Source organism: Nonomuraea sp. NPDC050547 (assembly GCF_044457345.1).
Taxonomy (GTDB): domain Bacteria; phylum Actinomycetota; class Actinomycetes; order Streptosporangiales; family Streptosporangiaceae; genus Nonomuraea.
Window position 1 is genome coordinate 203,525 of the sequence record NZ_JBITGW010000013.1, and the last position, 22,005, is coordinate 225,529.

The window sequence follows — 22,005 nt, forward strand, 5'->3', positions numbered from 1 at the left end:
CCGCGGCCGAGGATGCCGTCCTTCGCGGGACTGATCGTGGCCATCGCGAAGTTCGCCCGGCTTCTGAAGACCCTTGGGCCCGCACCGGCACGCCCGCCGCGCGGCGGCGGGCGGGCTCGCGGCGGGCTTCGTACTTCGCGCTCGCGGCGTGAGTACTCCCGGCGAGGCGGCGGTGCCAAGCGCGCCGCCGACCTCCTACTCGCCCGGAAACGAGGAAAGGACCTTCCATGACCACACCCCTTGCTCCCCCGATCCGCATGGGGAAGGCCGCTGTCGTGGCTCTCGGCATGCTGGCAGCCGTCACCGGTGTCCTGGAGTCGGTGGTGGCGCCGACGCTCCCGCTGTTGCAACGCGAACTGTCCATCAATCCCGCCCAAGGGGCACTGCTCAGCACCGCGATGCTCATCACCGGCGCTCTCATCGCGCCCGTCGCGGGCAATCTCGGCGACCGCTACGGCGGGAAGTGGGTCCTGGTCCGGCTCATGGCGGTGGTCTCGGCCGGAGGTCTGGTGTCCTCGCTGGCGCCGAACATGGCGGTGCTGCTGCTCGGTCAGGTACTGCAGGGCGCGATGGTGGGCACGCTGCCGCTGTCGATCATTCTGGTGCGCAAGTACCTCTCGCCGGGAGAGTCCCAGGTGGCCATCGGGGTGGTCAGCGGGTTGTTCATCGGCGGCGGCATGCTGGGCACGCTGATAGCGGGGCCCATCGCGGAAGGGCTGTCCCGGCACTGGATGTTCGCGATTCCGACGTTCGCCGTCGTCGTGACGACCCTGTTCGTCCACAAGCTGATGCCGCACGATCCGCCCTCCCGGTCGGACGCCAGGATCGACTGGCCCGGACTGGTGCTCCTGAGCGGTGTTCTCCTGACGCTCATGCTCGGGCTCTCGATGGCCCCCGAGGTCGGCAGCCGTCCCCTCGTGCTGGGCGCCGTCGTCGTGCTGCTGGCCGTCCTCGTGGCCGGATGGGTCTTCGTCGAACGCCGCTCGCCCGCGCCGATGGTCGATCTGCGGCTGCTCGCGCAGCCCGCGATCTGGAGTTCCTACGTGATCACCTTCGCCGTCTGCGTGGGTACCGCGGTGTCGATGTTCCTCGTTCCGCAGCTGTTCTCGCTGTCCGCCGACGGATACGGCTTCGCGGCCAGCTCCACCGACATCGGGCGTTATCTGTTGCCCGGCGCCATCGCGGCGGCGGTCAGCGGGCCGCTGGGCGGGGTCGCGGCGCGGCGGTTCGGCGCGAGTGCCGTGGTCAGTGCCGGCGTCGGCGTCATGACGGCCACCTTCGTCGCCCTGGTCTTCCTGCACAGCGAGGTCTGGCACCTCGTCGTCGCCAAGGCGCTGATCGCCCTGGCCAGTGGTGTCTGCATCACGGCGATGGTCGTCAAGACCGCCACCTCCGTCGACCACGGCAACACCGGCACCGCCACCAGCCTGGTCCTGGTGACTCGTGTGATCGGGTTCGCCACGGGCGCGCAGGTCAGCGGTGCCTTCCTCGCCGCCGGGACCGACGCCGGGTCGGGCGTCCCGGCCGAATCGGCCTACGTCACCGGATTCGTCATCGCCGGCGTCGTCACGGCGCTGTCGCTGCTTGTCGTCCGTACCATGAGCAAAGGAGTCAAGGAATGACGCCGAGGCGCACGATCCTCGTGTCGGGGGCGAGCATCGCGGGGCCCGCCCTCGCGTTCTGGCTGAACCGCTACGGCTACGCGGTCACGGTGGTGGAGAAGGCGGGCACGCTCCGTGCCGGCGGTTACCCCATCGACGTGCGCGGCACCGCGCTGGAGGTCCTCCGCAGGATGGGACTCCTGCCGCGGCTGCGGGACGCGCACATCGACCTGCGCAGGCTGACCTTCGTCGACGGGGACGGCGGCGAGGTGGCCTCGATCCATCCGCATGCCGTGACCGGCGGTGTCGAGGGGAAGGATCTGGAGGTGCGGCGCGGGGATCTGACCAACGCTCTCCACGCGGCGGTCCGTGACGACGTGGAGTTCTTGTTCAACGACTCCATCGACACCCTCGACGAGTCCGTTCACGGGGTCGACGTCACCTTCCGCGGGGGCGGCAGCCGTACGTTCGACCTGGTGGTCGGCGCTGAGGGCATGCACTCACGCACCCGCGAGATGCTGTTCGGGCCCGAGGAGGGCTTTCACCACTACCTCGGCTACTGCTTCGCCGTGTTCACCATGCGCAACACCTTCGGGCTCTCCCACGAGACCGTGATGTGGAACACCCCGGGCAGGGCCGCCGCCCTCTACGCCGTGGGGGACAACGACGACGTGCACGCGTTCCTGAACTTCGCCCGGCCGGAACCGCCGTTCGAGGCGTTCCCGGACCCGGAGGCGCAGCGGAAGCTCGTCGCCGAGGTCTTCGCCGGCGCGGGGTGGGAGGTTCCGGGCATGCTGGCCGCCATGCGCGAGGTGGACGACGTGTTCTTCGACGCGGTCGGCCAGATCCGCATGCCCCGCTGGTCCAGCGGCAGGGTCGCGCTGGTGGGCGATGCCGCCTACGCGCCCTCGTTCCTCACCGGGCAGGGCACCAGCCTCGCGCTCGTCGGCGCGTACATGCTGGCCGGTTCTCTCGTCGGCAGGGACCACGCCGCGGGCTTCGCGGCCTACGAGCACGGCACCCGCGAGTTCGTGACCATGAACCAGGGACTGGTCGGCCAGGGCGGTGCCACACTCTTCCCGACCACCGCGCAAGCCCTGGAGCAGCGCAACGACAGGCTCCGCAAGCTCAGCGCCATTCCCCCGGCTGAGGGACGACCGGCCCATTCGGCCCTCACCCTGCCCGACTTCACATCCACCTTGACCGGTTGACCCTCACGTGGCGTGAGGCGGCATAGTCGATGCCGTGGAGGAACACCGGACCGTGGGGCACGTGGCCGAGCTGGCCGGCGTGAGCGTCCGCACGCTGCATCACTATGACGAGATCGGGCTCGTCCGGCCGTCGGCGCGGACCTCGGTCGGGTACCGGGCCTACTCGGCGGGCGACGTGGAGCGGCTGCGGGAGGTGCTCGCCTACCGGCGGCTGGGCTTCGGGCTGCGCGAGGTCGCTGAACTGGTCGGCGACCCGTCCACCGACGCGGTCGCGCACCTGCGCCGGCTGCGCGGCCTGCTGCTGGAGCGGCGCGAGCGCGCCGACGCCATGGTGGCGGCCATCGACAGGGAACTCGAGGCACGCGCGAAGGGGCTGAACGTGACACCGGAGGAACAACTGGAGGTGCTCGGCGCACAACTGTACGACGCGATCGGCGGCGCCTACACCGCGACGCGGCGGACCGACCCGCGCATCGCCGCGCAGATCTGGGACGCCCTCGGGGACGCGCGGACGGTGCTGAACGTCGGGGCCGGCACCGGCTCCTACGAGCCCGCTGATCGCGACGTGACCGCGGCGGAGCCGTCGGCGGTCATGCGGGCGCAGCGGCCCGCCGGGTCGGCGCCGTGCGTGGACGCCGCCGCGGAGAACCTGCCGTTCGAGGACCGGTCCTTCGACGTCGCGATGGCCGTCTCCACCGTTCACCACTGGGGGGACCCGATGGCGGGGCTGCGCGAGATGCGGCGCGTGGCCCGTCGCGTGGTGGTGCTCACCTTCGACACCGACGAGCCAGGATGGCAGGACCGGTTCTGGCTCACCCGCGACTACCTGCCGGAGTTCGCCGGCGTCCTCGCGGCGTTCCCCTCGCTCGCCGGGATGGCCGATGCCATCGGCGCTCGCGCCGAGCCGGTGCCCATCCCGTGGGACTGCGCTGACGGCCTCTTCGAGGCGTACTGGCGTCGGCCGGGGGCGTACCTGGAGGATCACGTGCGCCGCGCGATGTCGGTGTGGACGAAGGTCGGGCCGGAGGCGGAGCAGCGGGCGGTGCGGAGCCTCGGCGAGGACCTCGGCTCCGGCCGGTGGGCCGAGCGCAACGGCGACTTCGCCGGCCTCGACGCGGCGGATCTCGGCCTCCGCCTGCTCATAGCCTGAACCGCCTCCGGCGCCTGTGCCGCTCACGTGGTTCTTGCCCGGTTTCGGGGGCGGGTGCGATGCTGCTCCCCGCATGATCGTGACCGAGGGGAGTGCGGGATGGACGACCTCGGGCCGTCGTCGTGGGGAGTTCTGGACAGGGCCGAACCCTTCAGCGACTGCTTCGGCTACGACCGTGGCACCCCCGTCGACCGCCGCCACATCGACGCCTTCCTGACGGCCGCCGCCCACCTGATCCGCCCGCCGCTCCTGGAGGTCGGGGAGAACGAGTACGCCCGGCGGTTCGCGGGAGAGACGGCGCGGACCGACGTCGTGGACATCGACCCGGACAACGAGGACGCGACGCTGATCGCCGACCTGGCCGGGCACGAGACCCTGCCCGCCGCGCGCTATCGCTGCGTCCTGCTCATCCAGACCCTTCAGTACGTAAGGGATCCCCGCGCGGCGCTGGTCAACGTGCGGCGCAGCCTGGTGCCCGGAGGCAGCCTGCTGGTGACGGTGCCGGGGATCAGCCGTACCGACCCGGTGGACGACGCCCTCATGGCCGACCGGTGGAGGTTCACCCCGGCGGGGCTGCGCGACCTGCTGGCGGAGGTGTTCGGGCCCGGCTCCGTACAGTGCCGCGGTTACGGCGGGCTGCGCGGCGCCACGGCCTTCCTGTACGGCCTGGCCGCCGAGGAGAGCGGCCCGCCGGAGGAGGACGGAGGCGGCGCGGAGTTCCCCATCGTGGTCTGCGGCACCGCGCTGGCCGGTCCGTGAACGCGGAACCGACCCCGGCGCCCGGGGTGATCGTCGTCGACGGGGCCGCAGACGACCTGCTCGCGACCCTGGTGCGCGTCCTGCGGCGGTTGTGCGCGGGGGAGCGGGTGCGCCACCTGCGGGCTCCGCCCGTCCTCGCCGCCGCGGTGGCGGAGCGGGCGGGTTACGCCGCGTCCTTCCCGCACTTGCTCGGCACCGTCGGCCGGGGCGGCGCCGCCACGGACCTGGTGCTGACCCCGGCGGCCTGCTACCACGTGTATCCGCGCTACGAGGGCCGCACCCTCGCCGGGCCGGAGGAGCTGAGCGTGGTCGCCGACTGCTTCCGCCAGGAGGCCACGGCGGAGCCCGGCCGCCTCAGGTCCTTCCGCATGTACGAGACGGTCCTGCTGGGTACGCCCGAGCAGTGCCTGACCTGGCGCGATGACCGCCTCGACCGGCTCACGCGCTGGCTGGAGACCCTGGGCGTGCGGCCGGTGACCCGCCCGGCGAACGACCCGTTCTGGGGACGGACGGGGAAGCTGCTCGCCGCCGCGCAACAGGCCGACGGGCTCAAGTGGGAGCTCGCGGCCGACGTCGCGCCGGGCGTCCGGCAGGCGGTGGTGTCGGTGAACTACCACAAGGAGCACTTCGGAGCGGCGTTCGGCATCCGGGCCGCCGGCGGTGCGCCCGCCCACACCGCCTGCTTGGGCCTCGGGCTGGAGCGGCTGCTGCTGGCCCTGCGGCACGCCCACGGCCCCGATCCGGAGCGCTGGCCAGTTCCGGTGAGTGGCGCCCTGACGCCGTAGTCGGGGGCCGGGGCTTGGTCAGGTCGCCTCGGCCGCCTCGCGCAGCGTCGTGCGGACGGCCTCGCCCAGCTCGGCCAGGCGGTGGAGCGGGAGCTCAAGCGCGGTGACCTCGTCGGCCCAGGGAGCGATCCGCAGGACGAGGTCGCGCGCCTGCCGCTTGGTCAGCCCGTCATGGGCACGGATCAGCCCTTCCCGCCAGGTGTTGATGAGTTTGCCGTGGGCCCGGTCGAGGAGCCGGCGTAGCAGAAGCTCGGCGGGGTCGTCGGCGGGCGGACGCCGTACCGCGTCGACGGCGGTGTCCTGGACGGTGATCGTGTAGACCGGCGACAGCAGCGCGGCGGTCTCCGTCACGTCGCCCGGGGGCTCGGCGGGGAAGGCGCGGACGTGGCCAGCCCTGGCCGCGAGCAGCAGGCGGGGCAACGCCGTCTCCAGGCCGGCGGGCACGGCGACGGCCACCCGCTCCGGCGCGGCGGCGTACGGCTTGGCCAGCCAGGTGGCCAGGCGCACCCGCGGCGTCTGCGGCAGGAATCCGGCGGGCCAGTCGCCCACCAGCAGATCAGGGGCGAAGCCGGTGGCCTGCTTGAGCAAGCGCTCGTCACCGGCGCCGGCCTTGCTCTCCACCGACTGCGGCCCGTGCGTGTAGATGGCGGCGGCGAAGCGCTCCACCCGGGCGGCCACGGCGGGCTTGGTCTTCGTGGTGGGGCGCAGGATGTAGAGGTCCGCGGCCGACCCGATGGCTTCCGCCCCGAAATAGCGATTGAGGTCGGGATACATGGCCTCGTAGGCCATGTTGAGGTCGTGCAGGGAGGTCTGCACCTTCAGGGCGAGCATCGGCGTGCGCTCGCTGGCCCCGTACGCCAGCATCACCCGCCCCTGCTCCGGATCCCGGAGCCCCTCGACGCACCGGGCGACGAACAGGCCGATGCCCTCCGGGGTGTAGGGCGGGTCCGTCACGGTCACGTCGGCGTACCCGTGGAGAGAGGACGGCAGGCCCAGCCGCAGGTCGGCCCACCGTGTACGCACCGGCAGGCCGAGCTCGGCGGCGCACCGGTCGATGTAGGCCAGGATGCGCTCGTCGATGTCGGCCACCGCGATGTCCACCTCGGGGTGGAGGGAGGCGATGGCGAGCGACGTGAGGTCGTGGTCGCCGACGCACAGCACGCGCGCCCCGGGCGGCCAGGATCGCGCCCCGAACAGCAGCGCCCGCCGCACCACGGTCTCCGGGGTGGCGGAGACGTGGTCGAGCGCCTGCCGTGCCCGCGGCGCCCCCGCGATCAGCTTCGCCATCCGCTCGACCACGTCCGCGTGGCCGGGCAGGAGATGGTCGACGGGACCGGCGGCGCTGACGGGAGGATGACCGGTGCCGAGCAGGTCACGTACACGATCGGGAGACAGGCGGTAGCGGTCGCCGGAGCGTTCCGGGCCCACCTCGCGCAGCATGGCCTCGATCGAGCGCCTGGAGACGGCCGTCCGTCGCACCAGATCGGGAAGTGCCCACCACGAGCCGTCGCCCAGCACGGTCAGCACCTCGCCGGCGCGCCTCGGGTCCAGGCCGGTCGCCGCCGCCAGGTCGCGTACGTTCTGCTCCTCGTCCACAGCGGAACCCTAACGGGGGTCGCGGGTATGCGCGATCAAGCCGCGGAGCGCCACCAGCGCTCGACCGTCTCGCGGGTGGCGGCGAAGTGCTCGCCGGCGTAGCGGACGGCCGCCTCCGTGCCGTCTCCGCGTGCCCCCGCGCCGCCGCGGGGCAGCGCGCGGGCGGCCGCGTCCAGGAAGCCGGAGATGTCGTCGTCCGTCAGCGCGGCCGAGGGCATGAACCGCTGGCCGTACGCCATCGGGTAGCCGCTGTCCCGCAGTGCGGCGAAGAAGCGCTGTCCCAGGTCCGGATCGGCGAAGACGACGTCGAACATGGTCGGCCTGGCACGTGCCCACGCCGCCACGGACGCCTCGTCGAACAGGCCGTCCAGCCCACGCATGAGCCGCTCGCCCGCCGCCCGCATCGCCTCGACCGCGGCCCCGCCGGCACTCGCGTCCAGCGTCGCCAGCGCCGCGGCGAACGGCGTGGTCTCCCGCTGGTAGGTGTTGCCGAGGTGCGTACGGCGGGCAGCCTCCATGACCGCGGAGTCCCCGGCGACGGCCGAGAGCGCGAACCCGTTGGCCAGGCCCTTGCTCAGCGTGATCAGGTCAGGGGCCAGCCCCGCCGCGGCGTGGTAGCCGCCCCACGCGTAGCGGAAGCCGGTCATGACCTCGTCGACGATGACCAGGCCGCCGTGGGCACGGGCGATGCGCTCGACCTCGCGGGCGAAGGCGGGCGGGAAGACGTTCACCTCGGGTGTCACGATCACCGCGGCCAGGTCGCCGCGCCGGCGCGCCAGCCGTTCGAGCAGATCCAGGTCGTAGCCGAAGTCCGCGGTGTCGGGGTCGCGGTCGGCCAGCCCCATCGCGGGCCGGTACTGCAGCTGCCAGTCGTGCCATCCGTGGTAGCCGGAGGTGAGCACGGTACGGGCGCCGGTGTGCAGCCGGGCCAGGCGGACGGCGGCGGTCGTCGCGCAGGACCCGGTACGGAAGAACTCGACGGCCCGCGCGCACGGGAAGATCTCGACGATCCGGCGGGCCACCTCCTCGCGCAGCGGCGAGGTCGCCTCGGGCAGGATGCCCGCCCGGTGCATCTCCGCGACCGCCGCGTCCACCACCGGCCGGTACCCGGCGCCGAGCGGCGCGGCGCCGCTGCACGACGACAGGTCCACGTGGCAGCGGCCCCGCGTGTCCCACACCCGCGTGCCGGAGGCCCGCTCGAAGGCCGGTCCCGAGCCGGGCGACGCCAGCGCGCTCGCCCGCCCGTCCGGGATGGACGTGGCAGCTGTTCTGGCCATGGGTTCTCCCTCGAATCAGATGGTGGCCGTCGCGAGGTCCCGGGCGATCCGCCGGGCGATCCGGGAGGCGTTCGCCAAGATGGTGAAGGTCGGATTCACGCCGCCGGGGTAGGGGAAGAACCCGCCGTCCACCACGTAGACGTTCTCCTGGTCGTGGATCCTGCCGTCGGCGTCGACCACGGAGGTCCTGGGGTCGTCGCCCGCCCGGCATCCGCCGTGCAGATGGCGGCTGCCGCGTTCGTATCCGGATTCTTCGAGCCGGATATCGGCGGCGCCCGCCTGCGCGAGGAGTTTCTTCGCCTTTTCCGCGAGGTAGCGGAGTCGTGCCGCGTCCAAGGGATGTGTGGCGTATTCCATCATCAGCTGTGGCGCGCCGAGTCCGTTCTTCTTTTTGGACAGGCGTACGCGATTGCGCCACATGGGCTGGTCGGCGGCGAGGTAGTGCACGCGCAGCGGCAGCCTTCCGTCGCGGGGAGCGCGTTCGGCGGGGCTGGCCTCGTACAGGATGCCGCCCAGGCCTTTCGGGCAGGCGTCGTCGAGGTAGTGGTCGGAGAAGGACACGGTCGAGAACGGCCCGCCGGCGCTGTGGGCGCTCCGGGTGGGCGTGGAGACGGTGCCGGCCGCGTACCCGCTGACCTTGAAGCAGAGACCGCGTCCCACGACGTCGTGGCGATTGCCGAGGCCCGCGGGGGACCAGCGGGAGGGCGAGCGCAGGAGCAGGGCCGAGGACTGCACGGCGTTCGCGGCCAGCACCACGCACCTCGCCCGGGTCGTGTGCCGGACCTCGGCACGCTGGTCGAGCCATTCGACCGCGCTCACCCGATCGCAGGCGGAGGCGCGGACGCGCAGCGCCCTGCTCCCCGTCGCCACCACGAGCGAGCCCTCCTCTACGGCCGGGTCCAGCAGGGTGGCGACGACGTCCGCTTTCGCCCCGGTGGGGCAGGCGTGTTCGTTGCAGGGCCCGCAGCGATGGCAGGCGGGGCGGCCGCGGTACTCGGCCGAGTTGATGAGCAGGGGCGTCGGAAAAGGGCGCAGGCCCAGGTGGCGGCCGGCGCCGGCGAGCAGGCGGCCGGGCGGGCTGTAGGCGTGCGGCGGCAGCGAGGCGGGCGCGCCGTCGGGTTCGAGCGGGTCGGCGCCGCGGGTCCTGGCCACGCCCAGCAGGCGTTCCATCTCGTCGTAGTGCTCACGCAGGTCGGCGTACGCGATGGGCCAGCGGGGGTCGAGGGCGTCGTCGGCGACGTGCTCGCGGGCGTCGAAGTCGACGTGTCTCAGCCGGAATCCGATGCCGGCGAACAGGCCCATCCCGCCACCCAGCGCCCGAGCGGACCACGGGCGCCCGACGAGGGCCGGCCGGCGTCGTCCCAGCCGGGCGAGCGCGGGCTCCCATCCGGGTTCGAGGGCTTCGAGCGTCGCGCCCGGGCCGACCCTGTCGCCCTCTTCCAGCAGCAGGACCCGCAGGCCGCGCCGGGCCAGTAAGTGAGCCGTGACGGCCCCGCCGGGACCGCTGCCGATGACGCACACGTCGGCCGAGCGATAGATGGCCGAGGCGTCCCGCACAGCGCTCACCCGCCCCCCGGAGTGCGTGATCTTCGCAAGGGTCACAGGTTAGCAACGAACCCGGCGATCACGTCAAACAGCTCATTATTACCATGCGTCACAAATGCTGACAGATTGCGGTAGTTCAAATATGTAGCAATATGAGGGAATTCCCGGGAAACGGATCGACCGCAGTTGGGGTTATGGACTGAGTGCGATCTTGTGTGCTCTTATATGGCCCTCGCAAGCCGTCGTCCACACCGTCGTGGGCTAGCACCGGTGGCCGTCTCACACACCGGGAGTATCGTGGGAGTTGAATCGGAACGCGACAACGACGACACGCGCCAGGTATACGCGCTGCATATCAAGCTTCTGAAAAGGGGAGACTCGCCACGCCTGCTCGGAGTGGATGAGGACCACGTCCGCCGGCTGGCCGCTGTCGAGACCGAGCTCCCGCCCATCCTCGTCCACCGCGAGACCATGCGCGTGATCGACGGGATGCACCGGCTCGGCGCCGCCATACTCAACGGCCGCCAGATGATCGACGCGCGCTTCTTCGAGGGCGGCGAGGAAGCGGTCTTCCTGGCGGCGGTACGGGCCAACGCCACCCACGGCCTGCCGCTGTCGCTGCAGGACCGGCGCGCGGCGGCGCTACGCATCATCGAATCCCACCCGGGCATGTCCGACCGGTCGATCGCCGAGGTCACGGGGCTGTCGGCGAAAACGGTGAGCGGACTGCGCCGGTGCTCGACCGTGGATTTTCCACAGTTGAACGCCCGCGTCGGCAAGGACGGCCGCCGCCGCCCGCTGAACGCCGAGGAGGGCCGGGTACGCGCGGCTCTCGTGATCGCCGCCAACCCCGACGCCTCCCTGCGGAAGATCGCGCAGGACGCGGCGGTGTCCGTCGGCACCGCGCACGCCGTACGTCAGCGGATCCGGCGCGGCGAGGACCCCCTGGCGGCACAGACCGCGGAACGGCACGCCGACGCCCCCGACACCGCGAACACCACCAAACGCCGCCGCCCGGAGCACCGGACCACCGATGTGGTCATGCGGCTGCAGTCCATTCAGCGCGACCCGTCGCTGCGGCTTTCCGAGGCGGGCAGGCACCTGCTGCGCTGGATGCACATCCACGTGACGGCCAAGGACATGCAGCCGAACCTGCTTGACGCGGTCCCCTCGCACCTGGCTCCGATCGTGGCCGACCTGGCGCTGCAGTGCGCGGAGATCTGGATCGACTTCGCCCACGACGTACGGGAACGCCTCGATGATCAGGCGGAGGGCCCGCCGCACTCCCGCTCGCAGGCAAGGGGGCAGTAGTGGAACGACGATCCGTCGAGTTCACCCGGCAGAGCACCGGGTCGGGGCCCGCCACCTGCGGACAGGCGTCCATGTGGCTGGACATCACCGACAAGGACCCGAGCGAGGCCTTCTTCAATCCCTCCGGCGAGGTGGAGATACCGTCCGGGCTCACCGTCGACGACGTGCTGGACGAGCTCGGCGCGCTGATGTGCCGGCACGAGTCGCTGCGCACCTTCCTGGCCGAGGACGCCGGCGGCGGGCTGACACAGACGGTGACCGGCGCGGGCCTGCTGCCGGTGGACCTGGTCGACCTCGGCGCCGACGGCGACGGGCTGTGGGCGGCGCTCGCCGGGCGCCGCCAGGTGGTGGAGCGGTTGCCGTGGGACCTGGCCGCTGAGCTGCCGTTACGCCCCACGGTCTTCCACCGTGCGGGTGAGCCGCTGGCCGTCCTGCTGAGCGCCGCGCACACGGCCGCCGACGGCACCGGGGTACGCAATCTCGTCGCCGACCTGGCCAGCATGGTCGAGGCCCGCGCCAAAGGACTGGAGCGGCCGGCGCCGCCCGCCGCCCGGCAGCCGCTGGAGCAGGCCCGCCACGAACGCTCCGGCGAAGGCCGCCGGCGGCTCGCGGGCGCGCTGGACCACTGGCGCGCCAGGCTGGCCGCGGTGCCGCCCACGATGTTCCCCGCGGCCGCGGCGTCCGGCCCGCCCTCTTACCACGCGGCGGTCCTCTTCTCCAGGGCCGCCGATCTCGCGCTGAACCTCCAGGCCGAGCGCCACGACGTGAGCGGGACGGCGATCCTGCTCGGGGCGACGGGGCTGGTGCTCGGCGCGTACACCGGGATGCCGGTCTGCGCCGTTCAGCTCATCTGCGCCAACCGCATCCAGGAGCCGGAGCGGCGCGCGGTCGCCTGCATGATCCAGGGCGCGCTCGTCACGCTGGACCTGCGCGGGGAGAGCTTCGGCGACGTCGTCACCCGGGCCTGGGCGGCCTCGCTGCGCGCCTACCGCAACAGCCTGTACGACAAGCGGGAACTGCGCCGGATCATCCGGTCGGCCGAGGAGGAACGCGGCGTACGGCTCGACCTGTCCTGCGTGTTCAACGACATGCGCGAGGAGACCCGCCCGGACCGGCGGCTGATCGGCCCCGCCGACGAGGCGGCCGTGCGGCACGCGCTGCGCGACAGCCTCATCCGGCCGGAGCCCGCGGTGGAGCAGGAGAAGTTCGCGCTGTACGCGGAGGACACCCCCGAGATGCTGCGGCTGACCCTGCACGCCGACGCCCGCTACCTGGACGCCGGAGCCCTGCGGGACGTGCTGTCCGGCATCGAGCGGCTGCTGGTGGAGTCGGCGTTCGGCGAGATCCGCCCGGACGAGGTGGGCGCGCTGACCGGGATCGCCCCGCCCCGACGGGAGGCGACGGCGTGAGCGTGCCCGACGCGACTCTGCGGTCGCTGCGGCTGATCCCGGACGACGCCCGGAACCCGGAGGTGCCGTGGAGCTCGGCCGAGCACGAATACGGCCTGCCCCCCGACGTGCTGCGGGCCATGCTCGCCGCCGGGCTCGGCAGCCCGAGCGGCTTCGACCACTTCGACCTGCTCAACGTCGCGCTGGACCTGGGCGTCCGTTCCCTGTGGACGTTCGGCCCGCCCTCATGGGCGAAAGGCCTGCGCGCCGGTACGGCCGCGCGAGCCGAGATCGAGTACGTGCCGGAGTGCGCGCACGAACCCGGCGAGGACCGGGACTGCGACTTCCACGTCCTGCTGCCGACCGGATGGGCCCCTTGCCCGGAAGGCTCGGCCGTCGCGCACTTCGACCTGCCCGCCGCCTGGCCCGCGCCGCGGCCGCGCGCCGCGGAACTGCTGGAGGAGTTCGGCCGTGTCCGGTTCGTGCGCCTGCCCATGACGGTCGGGCTCGACCCGGACTTCGTCGGGCGCACCGGCATCGCGGACTGCACGGGCGGCTCGCTCTTCCTGGTGCGGGAGGGGCGCCGCCGCGGCCTGCCGATCCGCCTCGCCCAGGGCGTGATCATCTCGCCGCCGTTCTCCGTCCTGCACTACTGGGCGGAGATCGAGAACGACGGGGTGTGGGTGCCGCACGACCCGCTGATCGTGGGGGCGATGCTGCGCTGGGGGCTGCTCAACCCCGCCGAGTGGGGCGTGCTGCGCTCCACCGGAGCCGTCCTCGCCCGCATCTCCGGGGAGATGGGGCCCGTGGGACTGGACGCCGGCCGCCCGGCCGGGGTGTCCTTCGCGACTGTTGTGCAGACCGGACCGAGAGGATGAACGCGGTGCCTGCGAGAGCCGTACACGGTGACGAGCGCACTCACGTGGAGCGCCGCGTGCGCGACCTGCTGGTCAGAAAGGACCTGCTGCCCGGCGTCATCGAGTCCGTCGACGCCGGGGCCGACCTGTGGGAGCTGGGGATGGAGTCGCTCGCCATGGTGGGCGTCATGGTCGCCGTGGAGGACGAGTTCCGCGTCGAGTTCCCCGACGAGCTGCTCACCCGGTCGACGTTCCGGTCGCTGGCCGTCATCACGGACGCGGTCATGGGCCTGACGCACGGGGAAGTCCGCCCATGACCGAAGATCCGCGGAGGACCTGCCGGGAGCTGGCCGACGGGGTGCTGGCCGAGCACGCGGCCGCGGTCGACAGGGACGCGCGCTTTCCCAAGGAGGCGCTGTCGGCCCTGCGCGCGCACGGCCTGCTCGCCGCCGCGGCCCCGGCGGAGCGCGGGGGTCTCGGCGCGGACGTGCCCGCGCTGGCCGGCATGGCCGCGGCCCTGGCGCGCGGCTGCGGCGCCACCGCCATGATCTGGGCGATGCACCAGGTGCAGCTCGCCTGCCTGCTGGCCGGCGAACAAACGCCGGAACTGCGCGAAGCCGTGACCAGGGTGGTACGCGACCAGCTCCTCATCGCCTCGGCCACCAGCGAGGCGGGCATCGGCGGCGCGCTGCGCACCAGCTCCTGCGCGGTCGAACGCGACGGCGCCGGGGCCCGCCTGGACAAGCGCGCCACCACCGTCTCGTACGGTGTCGAGGCCGACGCTCTGCTCGTCAGCGCCCGCCGGGGTCCCGGCTCACCGCCCAGTGATCAGGTCGCGGTGCTCGCCGACTCCGCCCGTACGCGCCTGGAGGTGCTGGGCGGCTGGAATCCCCTCGGCATGCGCGGCACGTGCAGCCCGGCGCTGCGGGTCGTTGCCGAGTTCGAGGAGTGGCGGATCCTGCCGGTGCCGTTCGGCGACCTGGTCGCCCGGGTCATGACCCCGCTGTCCCACGTGCTGTGGTCCGGAGTCTGGTACGGGCTGGCCGCCGAGGCCGCCGACCGGGCCGTGCGCCACGCGAGGGCGCGCGGGGAGGCCGCCGGGCCGCCGAGCGCGAGCCTGGCCGAGATGCGCTGGCGGCTGGCGGGCCTGGAGGCGCAGCTCGACGCCGCGGCCAGGGACACGCAGGACGTCATGACCGGGGCGGCGGAGCCGACCGTCGCCTTCACGCTCCGGGTCAACGCGCTCAAGCTGGCCGTGTCACAGGTCGCGGTGGATGTCGCGCTGGCGGCCATGCGGGCGTGCGGCATGGCCGGCTACTCCGAGGAGGGCCCCTTCTCCGTGGCCCGGCTCCTGCGCGACCTGCTGTCAGCGCCCCTGATGATCAACAACGAGCGCCTGGTGGCCATCAGCTCCCAGCTCGCCCTCGTGGCCAGGGAGCGTTGATGGGCGAGACCCGGGCCCCCGTGCTCCCTAACGGTGAGACCTGGGCCCACGTGCTCCCGCCCGGCGAGGCCTACTCGCCGGCCAGCGGCGGGTCGCTCGGCACGGTCGCCGCCGAGCTCACGCGCGAACACACCCGGCACGGCGGCGCCACGGTGATCGTCGCCGACCGCGGCGGGGAGCACACGGCGCGTGAGGCGCGGCTGCTGGCCTACCACAGCCCCGGCGAGACGCTGGAGGAGCACGAGCGGCGGGCGGACGACGAGTCGGCCGGGCGGGGCGAGCGCCGCGCCCACTACGCCAGGTTCTTCCGGCCGGCGCTGGAGGCGCTGCCGGCCGGCTTCGACGGACCGGTCGTGCTGCACAACGCGGTCGCCGCCGTCCCGGAGCTGCGCCGGATGCGACCCCGGGCGCGGGTGTGCCTGTACCTGCACGCCGACATGTTCCGTTCGTTCCCGGCGGCCGAGCGGGCGCGCGTGGTGGCCGAGGCGGACCTGGTGGTGTGCGTGAGCCGGTTCGTGGCCGAGCGCTTCCTCGACGGTACGGGCCTGCCGCCGTCAGCCGTCGCGGTGGTGCACAACGGGCACGACCCGGCCAGGTTCCATCCCGGCCCGGGGCCGGAGGGGGAGGCGCCGGTGGTGCTCTTCACCGGCCGGCTGGCCCCGGAGAAGGGGCCGATGGCGCTGATCAACGCCTGCGTGGAGCTGGCGCGCGCCGGCGCCGGATTCCGGCTGCGGATCGTGGGCAACGCCGAACTGCACGCGTCCTCGGTGCCGGACCGGTACGAGCGGCAGGTGAAGCACCGCGCGTCCTTACTGGGTGACCGGGTGGAGTTCTCGCCGTTCGTGGACCGCGCCGTCATCGGACAGGTGTACCGCGAGGCGGACGTGCTGTGCGTGCCCTCGCTGTGCGAGGACGCCAGCCCCCTGGTTCTGACCGAGGGCCTGGCCAGCGGTCTGGCCTGCCTGGTGAGCGCGCGCGGGGGAGTGCCCGAGGTGGGGCGGGACGCGGTGCGCTACTTCGACTACCGGCGGCCGGGCGACCTCGCCCGGCAACTCGGGCGCCTGGTCGGCGAGCCGGGCCTGCGGGCCGAGCTGAGGCGGCGGGCGCTGGACCGCGGGCGCGAGCTGACCTGGGAGAGCCGCTACCGCCTGCTGCGGTCGCGGCTGGCGGAGGGGGTCCGATGAGCCGCACGGCGCTCGTCGTGTCGGCGCATCTCGACGACGCCGTGCTGTCGCGTGGCGGCACGATCGCCGCGCTGGGCGCCCAAGGGGCGCGGGTCGTGGTGGTGACGGTGTTCGCCGGGTGCGCGGGCGATCCGATGCCGGCGTACGCCGAGCGGTACCACGGCTGGTGGCGTAAGGCCTGCCCGGCGATCGGCGACTCGGCCGCCGACGGCATGCGGCTGCGCCGGGAAGAGGACCAGCGGGCCTGCGCGGTCCTGGGAGCCGAGCCGGTGCACCTGGACTTCCTGGAGGCGCTGTACCGGCGAGGACCCGGCGGGACTCCCCGCTGCGCCGTGGGGGACGACCTGTTCTCGCCGCCGGGGCCGGACGACCTCGCGCTGGTGAAGACCGTCGCCGCCGAGCTGGGCGGGTGGATCTCCCGGCTCGCGCCGGACGAGGTGCACGCGCCCGCGGCGGTGGGCGGTCACCTCGACCACGTGCTCACGGCGCGAGCCTGCGCGGCGGCCCTGCGGGACACCGCGGACGGGCCGCGGGCACGCTGGTACGAGGACCTTCCCTACGCACTCGAACAACCCGCTCACCGCCAGTCGACCGTCGAGCCCCTGACGGCCGACGACTGGCGGCGCAAGATCGAGGCCGCCGCCGCGTACCGGTCACAGCACCCCATGCTCTGGGACGACGACTGGCCGGAACTGTTGCTCGCGCACGCCCGCGCGGCCGGCGGGGACGGCCCGGCCGAACGTCACTGGGACGCCGTCCCGCCCCCGGATGGAGATCATTGACATGTCCGCCAAGCCCGTTGATAACATCCTGCCCGTCTCCGGAGCCGGAGGTCCTATGGCACCGTCCCCGTCCGTGCGGTCCTTCGACGTCTCGCCCGGCCAGGCCACGTGGCTGCCCGCCGCGGCCGGGGCCCTCGCCGCCGACGGCGCGGTGCTGCTCACCGGTACGGGCCTGGCCGGCATGGCCCGTGAAGTCGGTGAGCGCATGCTCGCCGAAGTCCCTCTGCTGGTGGACCACCACGACGTGCTCATGGCCTACGACGACGGCCACCTGCGGCACCGTCCTCCCGGCGGCGGGCACGTGGCGGCGTTCCTCGGCCATCCGGCCGTGCTCGCCCTGTGCCGCGAGCCGCTGGCGGCGCCCCGCGTGCTCAGCTACCACGGGCACACCGTGCTGCCCGGATCCCGGCCGCAGCCGGTCCACGCCGACTGGGAGCCGCTGTGGCCGCGGAGCGCGGCCGCGCACCCGCCGTTCATGCTGGCCGTCAACATCGCCCTGGTGGACACCGGCGCGGACAACGGCAGCATCGAGGTCTGGCCGGGCACCCACGAACTGGCCTCGCAGGACGTCTACCGTCCCGGCTCACTGTGCGTACGCGAGGAACTCCTGGAGGAACGGCGGCGGGCACGGCCACCCGGGCGCGTCGCGATGCGCGCCGGTGACGTGCTGGTGCGCGACGTGCGCCTGTGGCATCGGGGCACCACGAACACGACCGGCACGGCCCGCCCGATGTTGTGGCTGCTGCTGGCCGCGTCATGGCTGCGCGCCGAGCCGTCGGTCCTGCTGGAGGCGGAGGTACGCGGCGAGGTGGAGGCGCTGGCCGTCGAGGTGGCCGCCGAGTACGTCGGCCACCCGGTCGGCGCCCTGTCGGAAGGCGGGGCGGAGTGAGCACCACTCAGGGAGGGCATGTGCCGTACGAGGTCCGTCTGATCACCGAGCGGGACGTCGAAGAGGTGCTGGTGCTGTGGGGCCTGAACGCCGGTGAGCACGTGCCCCTGCTCTCCTACGATCGCTGGGGGCCAGGCGTGGCCGTTCCGGCGCGGCCCGAGGTGACGGAGGTGGAGGCGTTCACCCGTGACCCGCTTGAGGGCACGAGGGATCTGCTGCGGGCCGCGCTCACCGACGAGCTGTCGTTCTGCCTGGTGGCCGACACCGGGCACGAGCTGGAGGGATTCCTGAGCGGGGAGATCCACACCCAGTCCGTCAACGACTTCCGCATCGGCTCCGTCCGCGAGTTCTACGTCCGCCAGGAGAGCCGGCGCCGCGGCATCGGGTCCGCGCTCGTCGAGGCGGCGATCGAAGAGTTTCGCCGGCGGCGGGCGCGGATGTTCCGCGCCGAGGTCAACCCGAGCTGGAAGGACGGCATGGCGTTCTGGCGGGCGCGGAGCGCGTGGCTGCAGGACGCCGTGGTGTTCAACCACTACGAGTGAGCATTCATCCGCGAAACGCCTGGGGAGCATGATGAGCCTGCAGAACGACGGCGCCACAGTGGTCGCCGAGGACTCCACCCCGATCGCCGGCGATCCCGACGCGCTGCGGCGGCGCCTGCGGGAGCACGGCATGCTCCTGTTCAGGGGCCTCCTGCCGGAGACGCGGCTGGCCGAGCTGCGCGCCCGGTTCACCGGGGTGCTCTACCGCCACGAGTGGCTGGCCGAGGACGGTGAGGACACCGAGCCGCGCCCGGCGGCCAACCGCCGCGACGGCAGCCCCCGCTGGTGGCGCATGTACCAGGACCTGCAGCGAGTCGAGCTGATGCACGAACTCGCGCACGCGCCGGAGGTCGTCGGGGTGATGCGGGCCATCCTCGGCAAGCACCTGCTGAACCACACGCGGCGCCAGGTCAGCCTCGTGCATCCCGGCTTCTGGGTGCCGCCGCACCAGGAGCACACCTACGTCCAGGGCACCCCGGACGTGCTGACCGCCTGGGTGCCGTTCACCCCGTTCCCGGCCGGCGGCGGCACGCTGCGCGTGCTGAGGGAGCGCTCGGTGCCCGGGGTGCGGCCGCTGACCGTGCTGGACACCGGAGGGGTCGAAGCCGAGGTCGGGCCGGGCGAGGGTGACTGGTGGCGGGCCCCGGACCTGGGTCCTGGCGACGTGGTCGTGCTGCACGCGCTGGCGACGCGGGCGGTGGACGAGAACCGCTCGCCGTACCTGCGCGGTGCCGTGGAGTACCGCTACCAGTCCGCGCGCGAGGCGGTCTGCTTCGCCTCGCTGCGCCCGCACCACTACCCGCGCGTGCCGGGCTGGGAGGAGCTGGCGACCGGCTGGGCCCAGCGGCGCTGGCTGCGGGTGCCGCTGCGGGTCCGGCAGGTGGACTTCCTGCTGCCCGACCGGCAGGAGAGCTGGCACGAGCTCCTTCCGCACCCGGCCTCCCGGCTGCTCGACGTGGAGTCCGGTCGGAGGTGACGTCGACCCGCCGGCCCGGGAAGGAGGGCGGGGCCGGCGCGGCCAGGGTGGCGATCCGGCTCTGCTTCGAGGCCTCACCCAGGCTCCTGATCCTCGTCCTGCTGCTGTCCACGGCCGTCTCCACGCTGCCCGCGGCTCTCCTGCTCATCGTGCGCGAGATCGTCGAGGCGTTCTCGCAGGGCCAGGACGGCCGGGCGACGACGTGGATCCTGGTGCTCGGCGGGCTGACCGCGGCGCGGGTGGCGCTCGGCGCGTTGATGTCCGTGCGCCGTGAGGAGCTGACCGAGCTGGTCGGCATCACCGCCGAGCAGCGTCTGCTGCGGGTCACGGGCTTCGCGCCCCTGGAGCGCTTCGACGATCCGGCCTGGTACGACGCGGTCGCGCGGGCACATGACGGCGTGACCTGGCGACCGGCCGCCATCGCCGGGATCCTCATCGAGTTCTGCGGCCAGATCGTCTCGCTGGCCGGCATGGTGGGCGTGCTGGCCGTCCTGGACGTCCGGCTCATCGGCCTGGCCCTGCTGGCGGGCGTGCCGCTGCTGGTGCAGCGGCGGCTGGAGGCCAGGGCCATCTATCTCGCGCGACGGGGCACCACCGAACTGGAGCGCCGCCGCGACTACCTGACCGAGTTGCTCGTCCGCTACGACCTGGCCAAGGACGTGCGCAGCTACGGGCTGGCCGCGCCGTTCACGCGGATGCACGACGACGTCAGCCGCCGCGCGCTGCGGGCCGTCGTCGCGGCGAGCCGCCACAGCGTGGCGCGCGGGCTGGTCGCGGGGGTGCTGAGCGCCGTCTGCCTGGTCGTGGCCTACTACCTCGCCGCCGGTCAGGCGCAGTCGGGGGCGCTGACGGTGGCCGAGCTGTTCCTGGTCTTCACCGCCTTCAACACTCTCGTGAGCAGCACGGTGGACCTGTTCACCATCGCGGTGGACATCGAGGAGCACGCCGCCTACCTCACCGACTTCGTCGCGCTGGCTTACGGTCCCGCCCTGCCCGCCGACGAGCCGTCCGAGGCCGCGCCCGAGGCCGTGGAGCACCTGCCGGCGGTCGAGTTCCAGGGCGTCGGGTACGCCTACGCGGGCGGGCCGCCGGTGTTGCGCGAGGTGTCGTTCACGCTCCGGCCCGGCGAGTTCACCGTGCTGGTGGGACGCAACGGCGCGGGCAAGTCCACGCTCGTCAAACTCCTGCTCGGGCTGCTCGGCCCCGTCGGCGGGCGCATCCTGATCGACGGGGCCGACCTGGCGGAGCTGGACCCGGCCCGGCTGCGGGAGCTGATCGGCGTGCTCTACCAGGAGTACGGGCGCTACGAGTTCACGGTGGCGGAATCGGTCCGTCTCGGACGGGCGGACCGGCCGCTCGACCAGGACCGGCTCGCCTTCGCGCTGCGGGCCGGCGGGCTGGACGGGCTCGTCGGGCGGCTGCCGCGCGGAGCCGACAACCTGGTCGGCCGGATGTTCCCCGGCGCCCGCGACCTGTCCGGCGGCCAGTGGCAACGCCTGGCGCTGGCGCGTGTCCTCTACCGCGACGCGCCCGTCTGGGTGCTGGACGAGCCCACCGCGGCGCTCGACGTCCAGGCGGAGGCCGCCCTGATCCAGCGGCTGCGCGCCGAGCGCGGCAGGCGGACCGTGCTGCTGATCACCCACCGGCTGGAGACGGCGCAGACCGCCGACCGCGTGCTCGTGCTGGACGACGGCGTCCTGGTCGAGCACGGCTCCCACGAGGAACTGCTCTCCCGGGGCGGCAGCTACGCGCGGCTGTGCGCCGAGTACGCCGACCGGTCCGGCTAACCGGCGACCCTGCGGCGGGCCGTACCGGCCAGGAACTCCAGCACGCAGCGATTGGCCACCAGCGCGGTGACGTCGGCGTGGTCGTACGGCGGCGCGACCTCCACGACGTCCATGCCGACGACGTCGGTGTTGAGCACCAGGTCGCGGATGCCGCCGAGCAGTTCCCTGCTGGTCAGGCCGCCGGGCTCGGGGGTGCCGGTGCCGGGCGCGTACGAGGGGTCCAGCACGTCGATGTCGATGGAGATGTAGACCTTGCCGGTGATCGTGGAGATCACCTGCTGGATGATGTCCGTGAGCCCGGTCTCCTCCACGTCCATCATGGTCCAGTGCTCGACGCCGTTCTCCCCGGCCCAGGCGAAGGTCTCCCTGGACGGGCCGTAGCCGCGCAGCCCGATCTGGAACACCTGGTTGGTCAGGCCTTCCTCGATGACGCGCCGGACCGCCGTGGCGTGGGTGAGCAGGCGTTCCGGGCCGCCGTCCCAGGTGTCGGCGTGCGCGTCCCAGTGCACGAAGCTCACCGGGCCGTGCTTGGCGGCCACGGCCCGCAGGACCGGTAGCAGCACCGAGTGGTCGCCGCCGAGCACGACCACCTGCTCCGTCACGGACATGAGCTCCCGCACCCACTTCTCCGCGGCGTCCAGGTTGCGGTCGTGCTGACCGGGGGTGACGGGCACGTCGCCCACGTCGACGATCCGCAGGTGCTCGAAGATCTCGGTCTCCAGGCCGACGTGGTAGAGGTTGCCGGAGATGAGCGTGGACGCGTCGCGGATGGCCGCGGGGCCGAAGCGCGCGCCCGGCCGCCCGCCGGTGCCCGAGTCGACGGGTATGCCCAGCACGGCCACGTCACTCGGACGACCCTCGAACCTGCCGTCATTTGACTGGGGAATGTCATGAAACGTCCGCGTGGGCACTCATATCCCC

Annotated in this window: 20 protein-coding genes; 16 read left to right on the top strand and 4 right to left on the bottom strand. The window is 73.0% G+C overall.

Going from position 1 to position 22,005, the window contains the following annotated elements:
* Positions 1-227 precede the first annotated feature (227 nt).
* The 5 genes from ACIBHY_RS31035 (at position 228) to ACIBHY_RS31055 (ending at position 5,506) form a co-directional block, all read left to right on the top strand.
* On the top strand, positions 228-1,622 hold the full coding sequence (locus tag ACIBHY_RS31035) for an MFS transporter (protein WP_397308526.1): 1,395 nt from the start codon (positions 228-230) through the stop codon (positions 1,620-1,622).
* Positions 1,619-2,812: an FAD-dependent monooxygenase gene (locus tag ACIBHY_RS31040; RefSeq protein WP_397308527.1), complete on the top strand. Its 1,194-nt coding sequence runs from the start codon at positions 1,619-1,621 to the stop codon at positions 2,810-2,812. Before ACIBHY_RS31035 ends, ACIBHY_RS31040 begins: the two co-directional genes overlap by 4 nt.
* Before the next feature lie 34 nt (positions 2,813-2,846).
* A complete protein-coding gene (locus ACIBHY_RS31045; protein WP_397308528.1) occupies positions 2,847-3,962 on the top strand; it encodes a MerR family transcriptional regulator in 1,116 nt (371 codons plus the stop codon).
* A gap of 99 nt (positions 3,963-4,061) precedes the next feature.
* Positions 4,062-4,721, top strand: coding sequence for a methyltransferase domain-containing protein (locus ACIBHY_RS31050; protein ID WP_397308529.1), 660 nt, complete (start codon positions 4,062-4,064; stop codon positions 4,719-4,721).
* Complete coding sequence (locus tag ACIBHY_RS31055; protein ID WP_397308530.1) at positions 4,718-5,506, top strand: hypothetical protein; 789 nt, start codon at positions 4,718-4,720, stop codon at positions 5,504-5,506. The genes ACIBHY_RS31050 and ACIBHY_RS31055 overlap by 4 nt, the downstream gene beginning before the upstream one ends.
* Before the next feature lie 18 nt (positions 5,507-5,524).
* Here the strand turns inward: ACIBHY_RS31055 and ACIBHY_RS31060 are convergent, their stop codons facing one another.
* The 3 genes from ACIBHY_RS31060 to ACIBHY_RS31070 are packed head-to-tail and all read right to left on the bottom strand — an operon-like array spanning position 5,525 to position 9,945.
* Positions 5,525-7,102 carry a bis-aminopropyl spermidine synthase family protein gene (locus ACIBHY_RS31060; protein ID WP_397244202.1) on the bottom strand — a complete coding sequence of 526 codons (1,578 nt, stop codon included), beginning with the start codon at positions 7,100-7,102 and terminating at the stop codon, positions 5,525-5,527.
* A gap of 35 nt (positions 7,103-7,137) precedes the next feature.
* Positions 7,138-8,379, bottom strand: a complete 1,242-nt coding sequence (locus tag ACIBHY_RS31065) for an aminotransferase class III-fold pyridoxal phosphate-dependent enzyme (protein WP_397308531.1) — start codon at positions 8,377-8,379, stop codon at positions 7,138-7,140.
* Between the two features lie 15 nt (positions 8,380-8,394).
* Positions 8,395-9,945 carry an FAD-dependent oxidoreductase gene (locus ACIBHY_RS31070; RefSeq protein ID WP_397244198.1) on the bottom strand — a complete coding sequence of 517 codons (1,551 nt, stop codon included), beginning with the start codon at positions 9,943-9,945 and terminating at the stop codon, positions 8,395-8,397.
* A gap of 276 nt (positions 9,946-10,221) precedes the next feature.
* Here ACIBHY_RS31070 and ACIBHY_RS31075 point away from each other — a divergent pair, with 276 nt between their 5' ends.
* The 11 genes from ACIBHY_RS31075 (at position 10,222) to ACIBHY_RS31125 (ending at position 21,084) form a co-directional block, all read left to right on the top strand.
* Positions 10,222-11,235, top strand: a complete 1,014-nt coding sequence (locus ACIBHY_RS31075; protein WP_397308532.1) for a streptomycin biosynthesis regulator — start codon at positions 10,222-10,224, stop codon at positions 11,233-11,235.
* Positions 11,235-12,644, top strand: a complete 1,410-nt coding sequence (locus ACIBHY_RS31080; protein WP_397308533.1) for a condensation domain-containing protein — start codon at positions 11,235-11,237, stop codon at positions 12,642-12,644. Before ACIBHY_RS31075 ends, ACIBHY_RS31080 begins: the two co-directional genes overlap by 1 nt.
* A complete protein-coding gene (locus ACIBHY_RS31085) occupies positions 12,641-13,501 on the top strand; it encodes a hypothetical protein (protein ID WP_397308534.1) in 861 nt (286 codons plus the stop codon). Before ACIBHY_RS31080 ends, ACIBHY_RS31085 begins: the two co-directional genes overlap by 4 nt.
* Positions 13,502-13,506: 5 nt before the next feature.
* Positions 13,507-13,797 carry an acyl carrier protein gene (locus ACIBHY_RS31090; RefSeq protein ID WP_397244190.1) on the top strand — a complete coding sequence of 97 codons (291 nt, stop codon included), beginning with the start codon at positions 13,507-13,509 and terminating at the stop codon, positions 13,795-13,797.
* A complete protein-coding gene (locus tag ACIBHY_RS31095) occupies positions 13,794-14,924 on the top strand; it encodes an acyl-CoA dehydrogenase family protein (RefSeq protein ID WP_397308535.1) in 1,131 nt (376 codons plus the stop codon). Before ACIBHY_RS31090 ends, ACIBHY_RS31095 begins: the two co-directional genes overlap by 4 nt.
* The gene (locus tag ACIBHY_RS31100; protein WP_397308536.1) at positions 14,924-16,108 is read left to right on the top strand and encodes a glycosyltransferase family 4 protein; all 1,185 of its coding nucleotides are present in this window, start codon (positions 14,924-14,926) and stop codon (positions 16,106-16,108) included. Before ACIBHY_RS31095 ends, ACIBHY_RS31100 begins: the two co-directional genes overlap by 1 nt.
* Positions 16,105-16,890, top strand: a complete 786-nt coding sequence (locus ACIBHY_RS31105) for a PIG-L deacetylase family protein (protein WP_397308537.1) — start codon at positions 16,105-16,107, stop codon at positions 16,888-16,890. The genes ACIBHY_RS31100 and ACIBHY_RS31105 overlap by 4 nt, the downstream gene beginning before the upstream one ends.
* Before the next feature lie 73 nt (positions 16,891-16,963).
* A complete protein-coding gene (locus ACIBHY_RS31110) occupies positions 16,964-17,779 on the top strand; it encodes a phytanoyl-CoA dioxygenase family protein (protein ID WP_397308538.1) in 816 nt (271 codons plus the stop codon).
* 20 nt (positions 17,780-17,799) lie between these two features.
* Positions 17,800-18,321: a GNAT family N-acetyltransferase gene (locus ACIBHY_RS31115; RefSeq protein WP_397244180.1), complete on the top strand. Its 522-nt coding sequence runs from the start codon at positions 17,800-17,802 to the stop codon at positions 18,319-18,321.
* Positions 18,322-18,349: 28 nt separating this feature from the next.
* Complete coding sequence (locus ACIBHY_RS31120; protein WP_397308539.1) at positions 18,350-19,297, top strand: phytanoyl-CoA dioxygenase family protein; 948 nt, start codon at positions 18,350-18,352, stop codon at positions 19,295-19,297.
* A complete protein-coding gene (locus ACIBHY_RS31125) occupies positions 19,294-21,084 on the top strand; it encodes an ABC transporter ATP-binding protein (RefSeq protein ID WP_397308540.1) in 1,791 nt (596 codons plus the stop codon). Before ACIBHY_RS31120 ends, ACIBHY_RS31125 begins: the two co-directional genes overlap by 4 nt.
* Here ACIBHY_RS31125 and speB read toward each other — a convergent pair.
* Complete coding sequence (gene speB, locus ACIBHY_RS31130; RefSeq protein WP_397244174.1) at positions 21,081-21,920, bottom strand: agmatinase; 840 nt, start codon at positions 21,918-21,920, stop codon at positions 21,081-21,083. The two genes, ACIBHY_RS31125 and speB, sit on opposite strands and share 4 nt — an antisense overlap.
* Positions 21,921-22,005: the final 85 nt, after the last annotated feature.

Excerpts from the sequence above, each read along its gene's own strand:
- ACIBHY_RS31105 (WP_397308537.1), top strand. The coding sequence starts at position 16,105 with ATGAGCCGCACGGCGCTCGTCGTGTCGGCGCATCTCGACGACGCCGTG.
- ACIBHY_RS31120 (WP_397308539.1), top strand. The coding sequence starts at position 18,350 with ATGATGAGCCTGCAGAACGACGGCGCCACAGTGGTCGCCGAGGACTCC.
- ACIBHY_RS31035 (WP_397308526.1), top strand. The coding sequence starts at position 228 with ATGACCACACCCCTTGCTCCCCCGATCCGCATGGGGAAGGCCGCTGTC.
- ACIBHY_RS31095 (WP_397308535.1), top strand. The coding sequence starts at position 13,794 with ATGACCGAAGATCCGCGGAGGACCTGCCGGGAGCTGGCCGACGGGGTG.
- ACIBHY_RS31100 (WP_397308536.1), top strand. The coding sequence starts at position 14,924 with ATGGGCGAGACCCGGGCCCCCGTGCTCCCTAACGGTGAGACCTGGGCC.
- ACIBHY_RS31040 (WP_397308527.1), top strand. The coding sequence starts at position 1,619 with ATGACGCCGAGGCGCACGATCCTCGTGTCGGGGGCGAGCATCGCGGGG.
- ACIBHY_RS31050 (WP_397308529.1), top strand. The coding sequence starts at position 4,062 with ATGGACGACCTCGGGCCGTCGTCGTGGGGAGTTCTGGACAGGGCCGAA.
- ACIBHY_RS31065 (WP_397308531.1), bottom strand. The coding sequence starts at position 8,379 with ATGGCCAGAACAGCTGCCACGTCCATCCCGGACGGGCGGGCGAGCGCG.